General features: G+C 69.2%; 12 protein-coding genes. 3 read left to right on the top strand and 9 right to left on the bottom strand.

Translation table 11 applies throughout. From position 1 onward, the window contains the following. Positions 1-4: 4 nt before the first annotated feature. Positions 5-1,516: a depupylase/deamidase Dop gene (gene dop / locus JIX56_RS37485; RefSeq protein ID WP_443031935.1), complete on the bottom strand. Its 1,512-nt coding sequence runs from the start codon at positions 1,514-1,516 to the stop codon at positions 5-7. Between the two features lie 233 nt (positions 1,517-1,749). Then, positions 1,750-3,516: a proteasome ATPase gene (gene arc / locus JIX56_RS37480; protein ID WP_257547315.1), complete on the bottom strand. Its 1,767-nt coding sequence runs from the start codon at positions 3,514-3,516 to the stop codon at positions 1,750-1,752. Positions 3,517-3,761: 245 nt separating this feature from the next. Here arc and JIX56_RS37475 point away from each other — a divergent pair, with 245 nt between their 5' ends. Further along, the gene (locus JIX56_RS37475; RefSeq protein ID WP_257547313.1) at positions 3,762-4,067 is read left to right on the top strand and encodes a ferredoxin; all 306 of its coding nucleotides are present in this window, start codon (positions 3,762-3,764) and stop codon (positions 4,065-4,067) included. A 90-nt stretch (positions 4,068-4,157) separates the two neighbouring features. Here JIX56_RS37475 and JIX56_RS37470 read toward each other — a convergent pair whose 3' ends face one another. The 3 genes from JIX56_RS37470 to JIX56_RS37460 all read right to left on the bottom strand — a co-directional run bounded on the left by JIX56_RS37470 (position 4,158) and on the right by JIX56_RS37460 (position 7,829). Next, a complete protein-coding gene (locus JIX56_RS37470; protein WP_257547311.1) occupies positions 4,158-4,733 on the bottom strand; it encodes a hypothetical protein in 576 nt (191 codons plus the stop codon). A 250-nt stretch (positions 4,734-4,983) separates the two neighbouring features. Next, positions 4,984-5,886, bottom strand: a complete 903-nt coding sequence (locus tag JIX56_RS37465; RefSeq protein ID WP_257547309.1) for a tRNA (adenine-N1)-methyltransferase — start codon at positions 5,884-5,886, stop codon at positions 4,984-4,986. Between the two features lie 113 nt (positions 5,887-5,999). Further along, positions 6,000-7,829, bottom strand: a complete 1,830-nt coding sequence (locus tag JIX56_RS37460; RefSeq protein WP_257547307.1) for a site-2 protease family protein — start codon at positions 7,827-7,829, stop codon at positions 6,000-6,002. Between the two features lie 218 nt (positions 7,830-8,047). On the opposite strand from JIX56_RS37460, the gene JIX56_RS37455 reads away from it, so the two are divergent. Then, positions 8,048-8,971 (top strand): RecB family exonuclease, encoded by a 924-nt coding sequence (locus JIX56_RS37455; protein ID WP_257547305.1) that lies wholly within the window; start codon positions 8,048-8,050, stop codon positions 8,969-8,971. 15 nt (positions 8,972-8,986) lie between these two features. Further along, the gene (locus JIX56_RS37450) at positions 8,987-9,658 is read left to right on the top strand and encodes a response regulator (RefSeq protein ID WP_257547304.1); all 672 of its coding nucleotides are present in this window, start codon (positions 8,987-8,989) and stop codon (positions 9,656-9,658) included. A 114-nt stretch (positions 9,659-9,772) separates the two neighbouring features. Here JIX56_RS37450 and JIX56_RS37445 read toward each other — a convergent pair whose 3' ends face one another. The 4 genes from JIX56_RS37445 to metH all read right to left on the bottom strand — a co-directional run bounded on the left by JIX56_RS37445 (position 9,773) and on the right by metH (position 17,925). Next, on the bottom strand, positions 9,773-11,356 hold the full coding sequence (locus JIX56_RS37445) for an ABC transporter substrate-binding protein (protein ID WP_257547302.1): 1,584 nt from the start codon (positions 11,354-11,356) through the stop codon (positions 9,773-9,775). A 94-nt stretch (positions 11,357-11,450) separates the two neighbouring features. After that, positions 11,451-13,055, bottom strand: a complete 1,605-nt coding sequence (locus tag JIX56_RS37440; RefSeq protein WP_257547300.1) for an ABC transporter substrate-binding protein — start codon at positions 13,053-13,055, stop codon at positions 11,451-11,453. Positions 13,056-13,461: 406 nt separating this feature from the next. Next, entirely contained in the window at positions 13,462-14,166 is a 705-nt protein-coding gene (locus JIX56_RS37435; RefSeq protein ID WP_257547298.1) for an HAD family hydrolase, read from the bottom strand. 231 nt (positions 14,167-14,397) lie between these two features. Further along, complete coding sequence (metH, locus tag JIX56_RS37430) at positions 14,398-17,925, bottom strand: methionine synthase (RefSeq protein ID WP_257547296.1); 3,528 nt, start codon at positions 17,923-17,925, stop codon at positions 14,398-14,400. Positions 17,926-18,122: the final 197 nt, after the last annotated feature.

Raw genomic sequence — 18,122 nt, 5'->3', positions numbered from 1 at the left:
CGGTTCAGTTGCCGGACAGGACCCTGACCAGGTCTTCTGCCGTGCGGCAGCGGTCCAGGAGCTCCTTGACGTGATTTCGCGTTCCGCGAAGCGGTTCGAGGGTTGGGACGCGCTGCAGCGAATCCCGGCCCGGGAGATCGAAGATCACCGAGTCCCAGGAGGCGGCCGCGACGTCGTCGGCGTACTGCTCCAGGCAGCGGCCGCGGAAGTACGCCCGGGTGTCCTCCGGTGGCTTCGTACGGGCCCTGTCGACGTCCGTCTCGGTCAGGAGCCGCTTCATCTTGCCGCGGGTCGCGAGGCGGTTGTAGAGGCCCTTCTCGGCGCGTACGTCGGCGTACTGGAGGTCGACGAGGTGGAGCCGGGCTGCGTCCCAGTCGAGGTCGTCGCGGCGGCGGTAGCCCTCCATGAGTTCCCGCTTGGCGACCCAGTCGAGTTCCCCGGAAAGGCTCATCGGGTCGTGCTCGAGCCGGTTGAGCGTGTCCTCCCACCTGCTCAGGACATCCTTGGTCTGGTCGTCGGCATCCGCCCCGAACCGCTCCTCCACGTACTTGCGCGACAGCTCGTAGTACTCCATCTGGAGTTGTACGGCGGTCAGCGTGCGGCCGCTGCGGAGGGTGACGAGGCGTTGCAGGGACGGGTCGTGCGAGACCTGGTGGAGGGTGCGGACCGGTTGGTCGACCGCGAGGTCCACCGCGATGAAGCCGTCCTCGATCATGGACAGGACCAGGGCGGTCGTGCCCAGCTTCAGGTAGGTGGAGATCTCCGAGAGGTTGGCGTCGCCGATGATCACGTGGAGGCGGCGGTATTTCTCCGCGTCCGCGTGCGGTTCGTCCCGTGTGTTGATGATGGGGCGCTTCAGCGTCGTCTCCAGGCCGACCTCGACCTCGAAGTAGTCGGCGCGCTGGCTGAGCTGGAAGCCGTGTTCGTGGCCGTCCTGGCCGATGCCGACGCGGCCGGCGCCGGCGAAGACCTGGCGGGAGACGAAGAACGGCGTGAGGTGGCGCACGATGTCCGAGAAGGGGGTCTCCCGCTTCATCAGGTAGTTCTCGTGCGTGCCGTAGGAGGCGCCCTTGTTGTCGGTGTTGTTCTTGTAGAGGTGGATCGGCTGGGCGCCGGGGAGCTGGGCGGCGCGTTCGGCGGCTTCGGCCATGATGCGTTCGCCGGCCTTGTCCCAGAGGACGGCGTCCATGGGGTTGGTGACCTCGGGGGCGCTGTATTCGGGGTGTGCGTGGTCGACGTAGAGCCGCGCGCCGTTGGTGAGGATGACATTGGCGAGGCCGATGTCCTCGTCGGTGAGCTGGCTGGAGTCGGCGGCCTCGCGGGCGAGGTCGAAGCCTCGCGCGTCGCGCAGCGGGTTCTCCTCCTCGAAGTCCCAGCGGGCCCGGCGGGCCCGGTGCATCGCCGCGGCGTAGGCGTTGACGATCTGGGACGAGGTGAGCATGGCATTGGCATTGGGGTGGCCGGGGACGGAGATCCCGTACTCCGTCTCGATGCCCATTACTCGCCGTACGGTCATGCGGCCCTCCTTGCCCGGCGGCGTCCTCGGTCGGGGACGCTGCTCAAGTACCGCTGGCGCTCCGGTGCGTGTGCGGTGCCCGTCCCCGCACTGCGCGACTCGGCGGTACGAAAGAGCCTAGAACGGCTCTGCGCTGGTGGGGAGATCATTTGCGTCATTGCCTTGCTCCGGCTTTACCTGGAAAACAGTCGGCTGCGGGTACCCACTGAGGGCACCCGCAGCCGCCCTGTCTTTTACAGGTACTGTCCGGTGTTCGCCACCGTGTCGATGGAGCGTCCGGTGTCGGCACCCTGCTTTCCGGTGATCAGCGTACGGATGTAGACGATCCGTTCGCCCTTCTTTCCGGAGATTCGGGCCCAGTCGTCCGGGTTGGTGGTGTTGGGCAGGTCCTCGTTCTCCTTGAACTCGTCCACGCAGGCCTGGAGGAGGTGGGAGACGCGGAGGCCCTTCTGGTTCTTGTCGAGGAAGTCCTTGATCGCCATTTTCTTGGCGCGGCCGACGATGTTCTCGATCATGGCGCCGGAGTTGAAGTCCTTGAAGTAGAGGACTTCCTTGTCTCCGTTGGCGTAGGTGACTTCCAGGAAGCGGTTCTCCTCGGATTCGGCGTACATGTGTTCCACTGCCGTCTGGATCATGCTCTGGACGGTGGTGGCCCTGGACCCGCCGTGTTCGCCGAGGTCGTCCGCGTGCAGCGGGAGGCGCTCGGTGAGGTACTTCTGGAAGATGTCCTTGGCCGCTTCGGCGTCCGGACGCTCGATCTTGATCTTCACGTCGAGGCGGCCGGGGCGCAGGATCGCGGGGTCGATCATGTCCTCGCGGTTGGAGGCGCCGATGACCACGACGTTCTGCAGGCCTTCCACGCCGTCGATCTCGGCGAGCAGCTGCGGGACGATGGTGTTCTCCACGTCCGAGCTGACGCCGGAGCCGCGGGTGCGGAAGAGGGATTCCATCTCGTCGAAGAAGACGATGACGGGGGTGCCCTCGCTGGCCTTCTCCCTGGCGCGCTGGAAGACGAGCCGGATCTGCCGCTCGGTCTCACCGACGTACTTGTTGAGGAGCTCGGGGCCCTTGATGTTGAGGAAGAAGCTCTTGCCTGTGGCCTGGCCGGTCACTTCGGCGACCTTTTTGGCGAGTGAGTTCGCGACGGCCTTGGCGATGAGCGTCTTGCCACATCCGGGGGGTCCGTAGAGGAGGACGCCCTTGGGCGGGCGCAGTTCGTGCTCCTTGAACAGGTCCGGGTAGAGGTAGGGGAGCTCGACCGCGTCGCGGATCATCTCGATCTGGTTGCCGAGGCCACCGATCTGCTCGTAGCCGATGTCCGGGACCTCTTCGAGGACGAGTTCCTCGACCTCGCTCTTGGGCACGACCTCGTAGACGTAGCCGGAGCGGGGTTCGAGCAGGAGGGCGTCGCCGGCGCGGATGGTGACGTCCAGCAGCGGCTCGGCGAGCCGTACCACCCGTTCCTCGTCGGTGTGCCCGAGCACCAGGGCGCGCTCGCCGTCCTCGAGGATCTCCTTGAGGGTGACGATGTCCCCGACGCGCTCGTACTCCATGGCCTCGACCACGTTGAGCGCTTCGTTGAGCATCACTTCCTGGCCGCGCCGGAGCTCTTCCAGGTCGACGCTCGGGCTGACGTTCACCCGGAGCTTTCGGCCTCCGGTGAAGATGTCGGCCGTGCCGTCCTCGTTCGCCGTGAGGAAGACACCGAAGCCGGCCGGCGGCTGTGCGAGCCGGTCGACTTCTTCCTTGAGGGCCACGATCTGGTCGCGGGCCTCACGGAGCGTGTTGGCGAGCCGCTCGTTCTGTGCGGACACGCCGGCCAGATTGGTCTGCAACTCGACGATCCGCTCTTCGAGAATCCTCGTGTGTCGCGGAGAGTCGGCGAGCTTGCGTCGCAGGACGGCGATCTCCTGCTCAAGGTAGGCAATCTGCCCGGCCGGGTCGTCGGACCCTCGTCCCGGGCGGATGCCGCGGTTCATGTCGTCGTCGTGGGCTGCCACGGTCCTCACCTCCTCCAAGGGGAGCTGGACGCTTCCAGACCCTACCTGGGTGGGTGTCGATTGAAACCCCTAGATCACAAAGACGGTCGGGGTGTGTCCGATCTTCACCCTTGCGCTCTCCCTCACGCCAGGGGAATACCCACTGAACATGATTGGGAAGCCGCCCCAGGTAGGGTCGAAGTGTTCAACACCCGTCAGAGCCTGCATCGTTCCCGACCGGCTCGACGAATGAAACGGCAGGAGAGATGACCGTGCAGCAGGAGGCCGGAGCCGAGGGTGAGGCGCTCGAGGTCTGGATCGACCAGGACCTGTGCACGGGCGACGGCATCTGTGCCCAGTACGCGCCCGAGGTGTTCGAGCTGGACATCGACGGACTGGCCTATGTGAAGAGTCCGGGCGAGGAGTTGTTGCAGGCCCCGGGGGCCACAACGCCCGTTCCGCTGCCGCTTCTCACGGATGTGGTGGACTCCGCGAAGGAATGCCCGGGTGAGTGCATTCACGTACGTCGGGTTTCGGACAGGGTCGAGGTCTTCGGCCCTGACGCGGAGTGATCCGGCGGACACTCCGCGTCGTTCCGTGTCTGTTTTCTCACACCGGGTTTGCCGGGTGATCATTTCCCGTTCGTCTTCCGGCGGGCGGTGTCAGACGCTTTGTGCTCCGGCGGGCGTCGAGCGCGTGAACGCCCCGTTCTTCCATTGCCACTTGACGGGGTCCGTCACGTCCGGGCAGCAGTTGGGTACGTCGGCCGACGAGTAGCCGTGCAGGGTCGCGGTGACGACGGCGTCACGGACGGCGAAGTCCGTGACGGTCTTGCGGTCCTTGGGGTTCACGAGGGTGGCGACCACGCGGGGGTCCGCCGCGTCCGTGGAGCGGGTGAGGACGTACACGCCGTCGGGTGGGGTGCCCATGCTGGCGTCGCAGTGCACGACGGCCACGGTCTCCGGACGGCCGTCTCCGTCGAGGTCCCCGGAGCGCTTCTGCTTCACGACGATCCCGACGGGTCCGCAGTCGAGCGGGAGGTCCACTTCGGTGGGGTCGGGGGCCGTCACGACGGCCGGGGCAGGCTGGGCCTTCGGGCCGGGCTGGGCCGCTCTGGCCGCGTCGGGTTGGAGGGCGGACGACAGGGCCATGACTCCGGCGAGGGCGGTGGCCGTGGCGAGCCAGTGGATGGGGCGGGCGTGCGCGTGTGCCAGTTCCGGGACGGCGGATTGCTGCACTAGGAGCGTCTCCTGAGGGTGCTGTGCCGGTTGGGATGACCCGCATGGTGCCATACGTCACAGGGGGCGTGGAACGGCGGGGTACGTGGTTCGCGCAGCTTTCTGGTGGCGCGTCAACGGGAATGCGCCGTGGCCGAGTTCCCGGGCGCTGCTGGGAACTCGGCCACGTCAATGGCGCGTTGTACGCGGCGGGCTGCCGCCTACGGTGGCGGGTGGGCGGCGCGGGGCCGCTCACCGGGTGGGTCGGGGCTCAGCGGCCGTTGCCGCCGTCGGCGTTGGGGCCGGCGTAGTCCTCGCCGTACGCGCCCTTGGCGGGGCGGCGGCGGCGCATGGGCGGCTCGACGCCGTCGGCGAGGCGGCGGGCGGTGAGCAGGAAGCCGGTGTGGCCGATCATCCGGTGGTCGGGGCGGACGGCCAGGCCCTCGATGTGCCAGTTGCGGATCATCGACTCCCAGGCGCTCGGCTCGTTGAAGCAGCCGATCTCGCGGAGGGACTCGACGGTCCGGGCGAGCTGGGTGGTGGTCGCCACGTAGCAGCAGACGATGCCGCCGGGGACGAGGGCCTTGGAGACGGCCTCCAGGCACTCCCAGGGGGCGAGCATGTCGAGGATGACGCGGTCGACGTCGGTGTCCGAAAGGTTGTCCTGGAGGTCGCCGACGGTGAGCTGCCAGGCGGGGTGGGGCCCGCCGAAGTAGCGCTCCACGTTCGCTTGCGCGATCTCGGCGAAGTCCGCGCGGCGCTCGTAGCTGTGCAGCATGCCCTGGTCGCCGATGGCGCGCAGCAGGAAGCTGCTGAGCGAGCCGGAGCCGACGCCGGCCTCGACGACGCGGGCGCCGGGGAAGATGTCGGCGAAGGCCAGGATCTGCCCCGCGTCCTTGGGGTAGACCACGGCGGCGCCGCGGGGCATGGACAGGACGTAGTCGGGGAGCAGGGGGCGCAGTGCCAGATAGGCGACGTTCCCCGTGGTGCGGACAACGCTGCCCTCGGGTGCGCCGATCAGCTCGTCGTGCGGGAAGGAACCCTTGTGGGTGTGGAAGTTCTTCCCCGCTTCGAGCGTGAACGTGTAGTGGCGGCCCTTGGGGTCGGTCAGCTGTACCTGGTCCCCGACCTTGAAGGGCCCGCGTCGGCGGGCGGCACCGGTCGGTTCGGACATGTGACCAGCCTACCGGTCCCCGGGAAGGGCGCCGACCACTGCCGGTGAGTGCGGAGGGTGCGGGTGGTTCGTGGCTGGTCGCGCGGTTCCCCGCGCCCCTTTCGGGGCGCGTTTCAGCTGGGCCGTGCCATCGCCTTCACGAAGGCGCGCTCCACGTCGGCCGCCGAGAGGACGCCGTAGATCTCGCCCGATTCCTCCACCACCAGGTACTCGGTGGCGGGGGCGGCGCGGAGGGCCTCCAGGAGGGCTTCGCCCGCCAGTTCCGCGGAGACTCGCATGCCGTCGGTGAGGTCCTGGGCGAGGCCGCTGACGGCGACCCAGGGGCGGCGGTGTTCGGGGACGCCGACGATGGCGGCCTCGCGGACGAGGGAGAGGGGTTCGCCGTCGGGGTCGACGACGACGAGGGCGCGGGCGCCGGCTTCGTTGGCGCGGCGCAGGGCCTCGGAGAGGGGGGTGTCGGTCTCGACGGGGACGGCGCGGCGGGTGAGGGCGCGGGCCTGGAGTTCGGGGAGGTGTTCGCGCAGGCGGGCCATGCGGAGGCTGTTGCCGGCGCCGGTCCAGATGATCGCGGCGAGGATCGCGGCCAGCAGGGCGTCCAGGACGGTGTCCATGCCGACGCTGTCCTCGGCAGCGGAGCCGAGCAGTCCTGACTGGGTGAGCAGCGGGAGTCCGATGAGGACGGAGACGGCGAGGGCGCGGCCGACCCAGGCGGCGGCGATGGTGCCGGTCATCGGTTTGCCGGTGAGCTTCCAGACGACGGCGCGGAGCATGCGGCCGCCGTCGAGGGGGAGGCCGGGCAGCAGGTTGAACGCGGCGACGATCAGGTTGGAGATCATCAGGCCGGCGAGCAGTACGCCGGGGACGGTGCCCGGCTCGACGGCGAGCAGGGCGACGTAGAAGACGCCCGCGAGGACCAGGGAGAGCAGAGGGCCGACGAAGGCCAGGACGAACTCGCGGCCGGGGGTCTCGGACTCCTTCTCGATCTCCGAGACGCCGCCGAAGAACTGGAGCTGGATGCGGCGCACCGGCAGTTTGAAGCGCAGGGCGGCGATGGTGTGCGCGAGTTCGTGGACGAGCACGGAGGCGTAGAAGGCGACCGCGAAGAAGAGGGAGACCAGGTAGCGGGCGGCGCCGAGTTCGGGCAGGACGCGGTCGAGTTGGCCGCCGAAGACCCAGGTGATCAGTGCGGCGACGAGGAACCAGCTGGGCGCGACGTACACGGGTACGCCGAAGGGGCGGCCCATGAGGATGCCGCCGCCGGGATCCTTCGGGCGCTCGGGGGGCTTGGGGGTGGCGTCCGAGTGGACGTGGGGGCGTGGGGAGGTGGCCGTGCGCTCCGATTCGTCCGCCGGCGCCTTGTTCAGGTCGGCCGATGTCGCCGATGTCGCCGGGGTCGCTGGGGTCGCTGGGGTTGTCGAGGGCTTGTTCACCGGGTCCGACGGCGGTTCGCTCACCGCGTCTGTCGACGGTTGGTCCGCGGAGTCCGTCGGCGGTTGGTCCGCGGGGCCCGAGGACGGCTCGTGCACGGGGGTTCCCGAGGGCTTCGCGGCCTCGGAGTCGCCGGGGGACTTGGCAGCGGCGGATTCCTCGGCGGAGCCGTGCTGCTCGGCGACTCCCTGTCCTTCGGCGGCGCCCGGCGTCTCGGCGGCGCTCTGTCCCTCGGCGGCACCCTGCCTCTCTGCGGCGCCATGCCCCTCCGAGTCGCCGGAGCGCTTGGTTGCGGTCGGCGCTTCGGAGTCACGGGGCTCTTCCGGAGCGTCAGCCGCTCGGGGGGCCTCGGGGGCCGGCACGGAGGCGCTGTCGGACTCGCCGGCGTGGCGGCGGGACCCGGCCGGGGTGGGGGCGCCACTCTCCGGCGGTGTCCCGTTCGCGTCGCGGTGCGCGCGCTCGGGCGCCTCGTCGCTGCCGGACCGCGGCTGCCCGCTCCCGCCGCTCGTCTCCACGATGTCCCCTCGTTCGAAGCGTCTTCCGCGCCCGGTCACCGGGCGGAAGGGTCTGCGGTCGATGCTATGTCGTCGCCGGGGCACGTTCCGCCCCGGCACCCCCTCTGTTTTCCCCCGCGTCGCATGCGGCACACGAGTGTTGACGTGTGCCGTGTCACCGGGCGGTGGTACGGGCCCGTGGCTGTCACTGTCAGTGGTGGGTCGTATGGTCTGTGGTCATGGAAACCAGCACCGACGGCACCGGTACCGTCCCCGTGGGCGGCGAGGATGATCGTCCTGCCGTGCGGGCCGCCGCGCCGCCTGCCTCGCTGTCGCCCTCGCGTGCCAGTGACTTCATGCAGTGTCCGCTGCTGTATCGGTTCCGGGTGATCGACCGGCTGCCGGAGAAGCCGAGCGAGGCGGCGACGCGCGGGACGCTGGTGCACGCGGTGCTGGAGAGACTCTTCGACGCCCCGGCGGCCGAGCGGACGGCGCCGCGGGCGAGGTCGTTGGTGCCCGGGCAGTGGGACCGGCTGCGGGAGAGCCGGCCGGAGGTCGTGGAGCTGTTCGCGGACGACCCGGAGGGTGAGCGGCTGGCGCGCTGGCTGGCCGAGGCCGAGCGGCTGGTGGAGCGCTGGTTCACGCTGGAGGACCCGACGCGTCTGGAGCCCGCCGAGCGGGAGTTGTTCGTGGAGGCGGAGCTGGACTCGGGGCTCAGGCTGCGCGGGATCATCGACCGGGTGGACGTGGCGCCCACGGGTGAGGTGCGGATCGTCGACTACAAGACGGGCAAGGCGCCGAGACCCGAGTACGCCGAGGGCGCGCTGTTCCAGATGAAGTTCTACGCCCTGGTGGTGTGGCGGCTGAAGCAGGTGGTGCCGCGCCGGCTCCAGCTCGTCTATCTCGGCAGCGGTGATGTGCTGACGTACGACCCGGTGGTGGCGGATCTGGAGCGGGTGGAGCGGAAGCTGCTCGCGCTGTGGGAGGCGATCCGGCTGGCCACGGAGAGCGGTGACTGGCGGCCGCGGCCGACGAAGCTGTGCGGCTGGTGCGACCACCAGTCGGTGTGTCCGGAGTTCGGCGGTACTCCCCCGCCCTACCCCCTCCAGGTGAGGTCACCCGAGGCCGCCGACGAGGGGCAGGGCAGAATGGGCCCGGACTAGCCGAAGGAGACTTTCGTGGCCATCCGCGTCCTACTGGTCGACGACCAGCCGCTGCTGCGTACCGGGTTCCGGATGATTCTGGAGGCGGAGCAGGACCTCGCGGTCGTCGGGGAGGCCGGGGACGGCCTTCAGGCGCTCGACCAGGTGCGGGCGTTGCAGCCCGATGTGGTTCTGATGGACATCCGTATGCCCCGGATGGACGGGGTGGAGGCGACCCGGCAGATCACCGGGCCCGGGCGGGACGGTCCGGCGAAGGTGCTGGTGCTGACCACGTTCGATCTGGACGAGTACGTGGTGGAGGCGCTGCGGGCGGGTGCCAGCGGGTTCCTGCTGAAGGACGCGCCGGCCAATGAGCTGGTGCAGGCGATCCGGGTGGTGGCGGGCGGGGAGGCGATGCTCGCGCCGAGCATCACGCGGCGGCTCCTCGACAAGTACGCGGAGCATCTGCCGTCGGGCGACGAGCCGGTGCCGGACACGCTGCACACGCTGACCGACCGTGAGGTCGAGGTGCTGAAGCTGGTGGCCCGGGGTCTGTCGAACGCGGAGATCGCCGCCGATCTGTTCGTCAGCGAGACCACCGTCAAGACGCATGTGGGGCATGTGCTGACCAAACTGGGGCTGCGCGACCGGGTGCAGGCGGCGGTGTACGCGTACGAGAGCGGGTTGGTGCGCCCCGGCGCGCAGTAGGCGAGCCGGCGGCCGCGCCACAACAGCCGCCGCTACAACGCGCCGAGGGCGCCCCCTTCCGGTGAAGGGGGCGCCCTCCGTCTGCGGGGCTGTCGGCGTCGGCGGGTGTTCGCGTCAGCCCTTGCTGATCTCCCAGAAGCGGAAGACGGTCGACGCGTCGAGGCAGTACTCCAGGCCGTAGACGTTGTCGCGGACCACGGCGTACTGCTTGGCCTGCCAGATGGGGATGAGGGGGACGTCGGTGGCGACGATGTTCTGCAGTTCGGCGTACTCCTTCTCCGTGGAGGAGCGCTCGCTCTGGGCGGCGGTCTTCGTGAGGAGTTCACCGGTGATGGTGTCGTTGGTGTAGTTGTTGCCCAGCACGTTGTCCTTGCCGAAGAAGGGGCTGGTGAAGTTGTCGGGGTCCGGGTAGTCCGGGATCCAGCCCTTCACGTAGACGCCGTACTTGCCGGCGGCGATGTCCTTCTCGTACTGGTCGAAGGCGACGGACTTCACCTTCGCGTCGAACAGCCCGCTGTCGTTGAGCTGCTTGGCGATGGCCTCCAACTCCTGGTCGGTGGAGGGGCCGTAGCGCGTCGGCGTGGACCAGAGGGTCAGTTCGACCTTGCCGGTGATGTTGTCGGCGCGCAGCGCGGCCTCGGCCTTGTCATGGGAGGGGCGGGCGCCGTAGGTGTCGAAGAAGGCCGTGTTGTGGCCGGTGATGCCGGCCGGGATGATCGAGTACAGCGGTGTGGCGGTGCCCTGGTAGACCTCGTTGACGAGGGCGTCGCGGTCGAGGAGATGGGCGATGGCCTGGCGGACGCCGAGCTTGCCGGTGACCGGGTCGTCCATGTTGAAGACGAGGTGCTGGACCTCGGCGCCGGTGCCGTCGACGATGTCGATGCCGTCGGCGGTGGAGGTGTCGGTCTCGATGTCGGAGATGTCGCCCGCGCTGAGGCCGCGGTAGGTGATGTCGAGGTCGCCCTCCAGCAGGGCCTTCTTCAGGGCTTTCTGGTCGCCGTGGAAGAACTTGAGGGTGACGCCCTCGTTCTCGACGTCGGCGGTGCCCGTGTAGTTCTCGTTGACGGAGAAGACGGCCTCGTCCTCGCCGAAGGACTCCAGCTTGTAGGGGCCGGAGCCGACCGCCTCGCCGTCCTTGCGGAGGCCGTCGGCGTCGTAGGAACTCTCGTCGACGATCGAGCCGGCGCCGGAGGCTATCTTGCTGGGGAAGGTGGCGTCGGCGTACTTGAGGACGAAGCGGACGGTCTTGTCGTCCGGCGTCTCGACCTTGTCGAGCATCGGGAACATGATCGCGGGGCCGGCGTCGTCGTTGATCTTCAGCATGCGGTCGAAGGAGAACTTGACGTCCTTCGCGGTGAGCGCCTCACCGTTGCTGAACTTCAGGCCGTCCTTGAGGGTGCACTCGTAGACCGTGGTGCCGCTGTCGGCGAAGGAGCACTCCTCGGCGAGGTCCGGTTCGGGCTCGGTGGCGCCGTTGGGGAAGCTCAGCAGGGACTGGAAGACGTTGTTGAAGAGAAGCCAGGACCCGGGGTCGTAGCCGGAGGCGGGGTCGGTGGCCAGGACGTCTTCGGACATCCCCATCACCACGTTGGAGCCGGAGTCCCCGGATCCCCCCGATTCGGAGCCGCAACCGGTCAGCAGGCCGGCGGCAAGCCCTGTCGCGATGGTCAGGACGGGCCACTGGGTGCGCATGTTCACGTATGAGTGCCTTGTGTCGTCGGGTGCATTGCGGGCACGCTCCGGAGGTCCCCCGAGGCCACTCGGCCTCGCCCGGAGCGGGGATGAGGTGGGGTCAGTCGGCTCGGCCGCGGCCGAGCTCCCAGAGCTGGAGCGTCGAGGCGGCGTTGAGGGCGTACTCGGCGCCGGTGATGTCGTCGCGGGCGGCGACGAACTGCTTGCCCTGCCACAGCGGCAGGATCGGCACGTCGTCGGCGACGATGTCCTGGATGCCGGTGAGGCTCTCCGAGGCGCTGAGACGGTCGGCCTCGCGGCGGGACTCCGGAAGCAGCTTGCTCCGGATCTCGCTGTTCGCGTACGGCGAGCCGAGGAAGTTGTCCTTGTCGAGGAAGGGCGCGAGGTAGTTGTCGGCGTCGGGGAAGTCCGGGAACCAGCCCATGCCGTAGACCGCGTACTCGCCTTCCTGCTCGGCGGGGCGGAACGTCGACCAGGGTGCGCCCTTGATGGTCACGTCGAACAGGCCGCTGTCGTCGAGTTGCTTCTTCAGCAGCTCGAACTCCTTCTTCGTGGCCGTGCCGTAGTGGTCGGTCGTGTAATGGAGGGTCAGCTTCACCGGGGTGGTGACGCCGGCCTTCTCCAGGGTCGACCTGGCCTCGGTGACGTCCGGGTCGCCGTACTTGTTGAAGAACGAGTTGGAGTGGCCGGTGATGCCGGCCGGGACCAGTGAGAAGAGGGGTTCGGCCTGGGAGCCGTACACCTGGGAGACGAGTTCGCCGCGGTCGACGACCTCGGCCATGGCCCGGCGGACGGCCGTGCTCTTCACCGGGGAGGCCTCGGTGTTGAAGGCGAGGTAGCGGATCTCCAGGCCGGCGGACTCGATCACGTCGATGTCGCTGTCGTCGGCCTCGGAGAGCTTGGTGATCTGCTCCGGCGTCATCGTGCGGGTCATCAGGTCGATGTCGCCGTCCTGGAGCGCGGTGCCCATGGCGTCGGCGCTCGCGAAGGAGCGCAGCTCGACCTTGTCGTTCTTCGGGTCCAACTGCCCCTTGTAGTGGGGGTTCTTGGTGAAGACGGCCTTGACCAGCTCGTCGTTCTCGACCTCGGCGTCCAGGGTGTAGGGGCCGGAGCCGTCGACCTCGAAGCCGTCGCGCAGTGTGCCCTTGTCGTAGTCGGCCGGGTTGACGATGCCGGCGACCGGGGTGGACAGCTTGTACGGGAGGGTCGCGTCGGGGGTGTTGAGGTGGAAGATCACCTCGTTGTCGCCCTTGGTCTCGACGAGGTCGATGGTGGACAGCAGGGCAAAGACACCGCTGTCGGCCTTGAGGGAGCGGGCGCGGTCGATGGAGAACTTCACGTCCGCGGCGGTGATCGGGTCGCCGTCGGCGAACTTCAGGCCGTCGCGCAGCGTGCAGGCGTAGCGCTCGTTGCCGCTGTCGGTGAAGGCGCAGCTGGAGGCGGCCTCGGGTTCCGGCTCGCCGTCGCCGCGGGGCTGGACCAGCAGGGTCTGGACGGTCTGGCGGAGGATGTTCCAGGTGCCGACGTCGTAGGCGTAGGCCGGGTCGATCGGGGCCGGGGCCTCCTTCGAGGCGGTGAACCGGTCGGTGGTGCCGACGACGATCGCGTCACCGCTGCCGCCCGCGCTGTCGGTGGCACCGCAGGCGGCGAGTACCGGGGTGAGCAGACCGATCACGGCCGGCAGCACCAAGGTCTTGCGGTTCATGCTCGAGTTTCTCCAGAGCTGTGGTCCGAGACGGGTGCTGGCGGGGTGGTGCGAGCGCGTCACGGGCTGTACGGCGATGTTGTCGCGTCGAGATTAGCCCGCACCGCCAGAGGGGCTCGTACACACCGGAGTTGAGTTCCCCTCACGCTGCGGAACCGGGCGCGGACGCAAACGGTGTAGTACGCACGGAATGTTTGGGTGCACCCTTCGCCAATGGGGACACAAAGGCGCGTCGGGCACCCCTGAATGCGGGGATCGAACGGGGCTGGAGACCACCCCGGGCCCCTTTTCGAGTGTCAAACGTCACAGCCCGAAAGGGGTTCCCGGGCGCGGGAATTCCCTCATTGCGATCCGGCTGAATTTCCCGGACCGCACCCTGTGGGTGATCTTGGAATTCCTTGCGCTTTCAATTGATCGTGGTCGCCATCAAGCCGCGCAGAAATGGCAGGTCGACCTCTTCCAGCGAGGTCACGACGGTGCGCCGGGCGGCGGGGGCGATGGGGGCCACGGACGGGACGGCGACCACGTGGCAGCCGGCGGCCTCGGCGGCGGCCACGCCGGTCGCGGTGTCCTCGATGACCGCGCACCTGGCCGGATCCGCGCCGAGACCGGAGGCCGCCAGGAGGTAGGGGTCGGGGAACGGCTTGGTCCGCTCCACCTCGTCGCCCGCGATGGTCAGCGCGAAGTGCTGGGGGCCGAGGGAGGTCAGGACGCGGTCGATGATGCGCCGGTGCGAGGCGGAGACCAGGGCCGTGGGGACACCGTGGGCGGCGAGCTCGGCGAGGAGTCTGGAGGCGCCGGGCATCAACGGCAGGGCGTGGCCGATGCGGGCCTCGAAGCCGTCGTTGAGCAGCACGGACAGTTCGGCGAGGGTGATGTCGGCGCCGGTGGCCTCGATCAGGAAGCCCGCGCTGCGGCTCATCGGGCCGCCGACCACGACATGGCGCCAGGTGTCGTCGAGGGTGTGCCCGAGGCCCGCGAAGACCTCGACCTCCACGTCCCACCAGAAGCCCTCGGTGTCCACCAGAGTGCCGTCCATGTCGAGGAGCACGGCCTGCAGGGCGGAGCCTTCGGCCGTACGGGTTCCTAGCGCGGGGATCGTCGTGGTCATCCGGCGCACCTCCTTGTGGGACGAGCAGGCCGGTTCCCTGATGGGGAACCGGCCTGCGGTGGACCGACCAGTGTACGACGCCGCGCGAGGAAGCGCCTTTCGCCGGAGTGGTGCCGCGCCCCGTGAGGGGCGCGGGGCTGCGCTCGATATGCGGCTCCGCCGCGTGGGCGCGCCCAGCCGCCCACGTACCCGCAGACGGACACGGCCCTCCCAGCGAGCGCCGCCGTGGAGCTACCTCGCGTTGAAGTACTTCGCCTCGGGGTGGTGGATCACGATGGCGTCCGTGGACTGCTCGGGGTGGAGCTGGAATTCCTCGGAGAGCTGGACGCCGATCCGCTCGGGCTCCAGCAGTTCCGCGATCTTGGCGCGGTCCTCCAGGTTGGGGCAGGCGCCGTAGCCGAGGGAGAAGCGGGCGCCCCGGTACTTCAGGTCGAACATCTCCTCGATCGCGGCCGGGTCCTCTCCGGCGAAGCCCAGCTCGGAACGGACGCGGGCGTGCCAGTACTCGGCGAGCGCCTCGGCCAGCTGCACGGACAGGCCGTGGAGTTCGAGGTAGTCGCGGTAGGAGTTGGACTCGAAGAGCTTGGCGGTCTCCTCGCCGATGCGGGAGCCGACGGTGACAACCTGGAGGCCGACGACGTCGGTCTCACCGGACTCCTCCGGGCGGAAGAAGTCGGCCAGGCACAGGCGGCGGCCGCGGCGCTGGCGCGGGAAGGAGAACCGGGTCCGCTCGTTGCCGTCGTCGTCCAGGATGATCAGGTCGTCGTCCTTGGAGACACACGGGAAGTAGCCGTAGACGACGGCCGCTTCGAGCAGGTTCTCGGTCTGCAGCTTGTCCAGCAGCCCGCGCAGCCGGGGCCGGCCCTCGGTCTCCACGAGCTCCTCGTACGTCGGCCCGTCGCCGGTGCGGGCCTGCTTGAGCCCCCACTGGCCCTTGAAGAGGGCGCCCTCGTCCAGCCAGGTCGCGTACTCCTTGAGCTGGATGCCCTTGATGACGCGCGTGCCCCGGAACGGGGGCGTGGGGACGGGGTTGTCGGTGGCCACGTCGGAGCGGACGTGGCCCTCCTCCGGGCGCTCCTCGACCTCGGTGGTCGCGGCCGTCGCCCGTACCCGGCGCTGCTTCAGCTCGGGCAGCTTCGCGCCGGGCACGCCGCGCTTGACGCCGATGAGGGCGTCCATGAGGCGCAGGCCCTCGAAGGCGTCGCGGGCGTAGCGGACCTCGCCCTCGTAGATCTCGTGCAGGTCCTGCTCGACGTAGGCCCTGGTGAGGGCGGCGCCGCCGAGGATGACGGGGTAGTCGGCGGCCAGTTTGCGCTGGTTGAGCTCCTCCAGGTTCTCCTTCATGATCACCGTGGACTTGACCAGCAGGCCCGACATGCCGATGACGTCGGCGCGGTGCTCCTCGGCGGCCTCCAGGATCGCGGAGACGGGCTGCTTGATGCCGAGGTTGACCACGGTGTAGCCGTTGTTGGACAGGATGATGTCCACGAGGTTCTTGCCGATGTCGTGCACGTCGCCACGGACGGTGGCCAGCACGATGGTGCCCTTGCCCTCGTCGTCGGTCTTCTCCATGTGCGGTTCCAGATAGGCCACCGCGGTCTTCATGACCTCGGCGGACTGGAGCACGAACGGCAACTGCATCTGGCCGGAGCCGAACAGCTCGCCGACGACCTTCATGCCGTCCAGGAGCGTCTCGTTGACGATGTCGAGGGCGGGGCGGTCCTCGAGGGCGGCGTCCAGGTCGGCTTCGAGGCCGTTCTTCTCGCCGTCGATGATGCGGCGCTTGAGGCGCTCCTCCAGCGGGAGGGCGGCCAGTTCCTCGGCCCGACCGGCCTTCAGTGACTTGGTGGTGGCGCCCTCGAACAGCTCCATGAGCTTCTGGAGCGGGTCGTAGCCCTCGGCGCGGCGGTCGTGGATGAGGTCGAGGGCGGTCTGGACCTCCTCCTCGCTGAAGCGGGCGATCGGCAGGATCTTCGACGCGTGCACGATCGCCGAGTCCAGGCCCGCCTTCACGCACTCGTCCAGGAAGACGGAGTTGAGGAGGATGCGGGCGGCCGGGTTGAGGCCGAAGGAGATGTTCGACAGACCCAGGGTGGTCTGGACGTCCGGGTGACGGCGCTTCAGCTCACGGATCGCCTCGATCGTGGCGATGCCGTCCTTGCGGGACTCCTCCTGACCGGTACAGATGGTGAAGGTCAGCGTGTCGATGAGGATGTCCGACTCGTGGATGCCCCAGTTGCCGGTCAGGTCGTCGATGAGCCGTTCGGCGATCTCGACCTTCTTCTCAGGGGTGCGGGCCTGGCCCTCCTCGTCGATGGTCAGCGCGATCAGCGCGGCGCCGTGCTCCTGCGCCAGCCTGGTGACCTTGGCGAAGCGGGACTCGGGGCCGTCGCCGTCCTCGTAGTTGACGGAGTTGATGACCGCGCGGCCGCCGAGCTTCTCCAACCCGGCCTGGATGACGGGCACTTCGGTGGAGTCGAGGACGATCGGGAGCGTGGAGGCGGTGGCGAAGCGGCCCGCGAGTTCGGCCATGTCGGCGACGCCGTCGCGGCCCACGTAGTCGACACAGAGGTCGAGCATGTGGGCGCCCTCGCGGATCTGGTCGCGGGCCATCTCCACACAGTCGTCCCAGCGGCCCTCCAGCATGGCATCGCGGAACTTCTTCGAGCCGTTGGCGTTCGTCCGCTCGCCGATGGCCATGTACGAGGTGTCCTGGCGGAACGGGACCGTCTGGTAGAGGGAGGCGGCGCCGGGCTCCGGGCGCGGGTCGCGCTCGGTCGGGGTGAGGTCCCGGACGCGCTCGACGACCTGACGCAGATGCTCGGGGGTGGTGCCGCAGCAGCCGCCGATGAGGGAGAGGCCGTACTCGCGGACGAAGTTCTCCTGGGCGTCGGCGAGTTCCGGCGCGGTGAGCGGGTAGTGGGCGCCGTCCTTGGTGAGGACCGGCAGGCCCGCGTTGGGCATGCAGGACAGCTGGACGCGGGAGTGCCGGGCCAGATAGCGCAGGTGCTCGCTCATCTCGGCGGGGCCGGTCGCGCAGTTCAGGCCGATCATGTCGATGCCGAGGGGCTCCAGCGCGGTCAGCGCGGCGCCGATCTCGGAGCCGAGCAGCATGGTGCCGGTCGTCTCCACGGTCACCGACACGATGAGCGGGACGTCGTATCCGGCCGTCCGCATGGCCCGGCGGGCGGCGAGGACGGAGGCCTTGGTCTGCAGCAGGTCCTGGGTGGTCTCCACCAGCAGCGCGTCGGCGCCGCCCGCGAGGAGGCCCTCGGCGTTCTGCTGGTACGCGTCACGGATGGCGGTGAACGTGGTGTGGCCGAGGGTGGGGAGTTTGGTGCCGGGGCCGATCGAGCCGAGCACCCAGCGCCGGCGTCCGTCGCGGGCGGCGTACTCGTCGGCCGTCTCGCGGGCGATGCGGGCGCCGGCCTCGGACAGCTCGGCGGTGCGCTCGGGGATGTCGTACTCGCCGAGGGCGGTGAGGTTCGCACCGAAGGTGTTGGTCTCGACGCAGTCGACACCCGCGTCGAAATACGCGGAGTGCACCGAGCGGACGATGTCCGGGCGGGTCACGTTCAGGACCTCGTTGCAGCCCTCCAGCTGCAGGAAGTCCTCCAGAGTCGGGTCCTGGGCCTGAAGCATCGTGCCCATCGCGCCGTCGGCCACCACCACCCGGGTGGTGAGGGCCTCGCGCAGTGCGTCGGCTCGGGCCCGGCCTGCGGCGGCGGACGTAGGGGACGGGTTCGGCAACGAGGCCATGGAGCTGCTCCCTGGAGTGCGACGGCTGTCGGCTTTGCGGCTTCTCGTGGAAGACGCACCCGGCAAGGGTAGCCCGGAGCGCCGCTGATGGTCAGGGGCGTCCACGGGACGGACGGACGTGGCGTGCGCGGCAAGGTGCGGTTTACTCCGACGACGGATCAACGACGGAACAGCGGACCCGCACGGTATGTACACCC

It is taken from the genome of Streptomyces sp. CA-210063 (genome assembly GCF_024612015.1).
In the GTDB taxonomy this organism is placed as follows: Bacteria; Actinomycetota; Actinomycetes; order Streptomycetales; family Streptomycetaceae; genus Streptomyces.
This window is presented reverse-complemented; position numbering and strand designations above follow the sequence as displayed.

What these genes read in the sequence shown, in the direction of transcription:
- dop (WP_443031935.1), bottom strand. Translation starts at nt 1,516, where the DNA reads ATGACCGTACGGCGAGTAATGGGCATCGAGACGGAGTACGGGATCTCC.
- JIX56_RS37465 (WP_257547309.1), bottom strand. Translation starts at nt 5,886, where the DNA reads ATGTCCGAACCGACCGGTGCCGCCCGCCGACGCGGGCCCTTCAAGGTC.
- JIX56_RS37475 (WP_257547313.1), top strand. Translation starts at nt 3,762, where the DNA reads ATGACCGTGCAGCAGGAGGCCGGAGCCGAGGGTGAGGCGCTCGAGGTC.
- JIX56_RS37455 (WP_257547305.1), top strand. Translation starts at nt 8,048, where the DNA reads ATGGAAACCAGCACCGACGGCACCGGTACCGTCCCCGTGGGCGGCGAG.
- metH (WP_257547296.1), bottom strand. Translation starts at nt 17,925, where the DNA reads ATGGCCTCGTTGCCGAACCCGTCCCCTACGTCCGCCGCCGCAGGCCGG.
- JIX56_RS37440 (WP_257547300.1), bottom strand. Translation starts at nt 13,055, where the DNA reads ATGAACCGCAAGACCTTGGTGCTGCCGGCCGTGATCGGTCTGCTCACC.
- JIX56_RS37435 (WP_257547298.1), bottom strand. Translation starts at nt 14,166, where the DNA reads ATGACCACGACGATCCCCGCGCTAGGAACCCGTACGGCCGAAGGCTCC.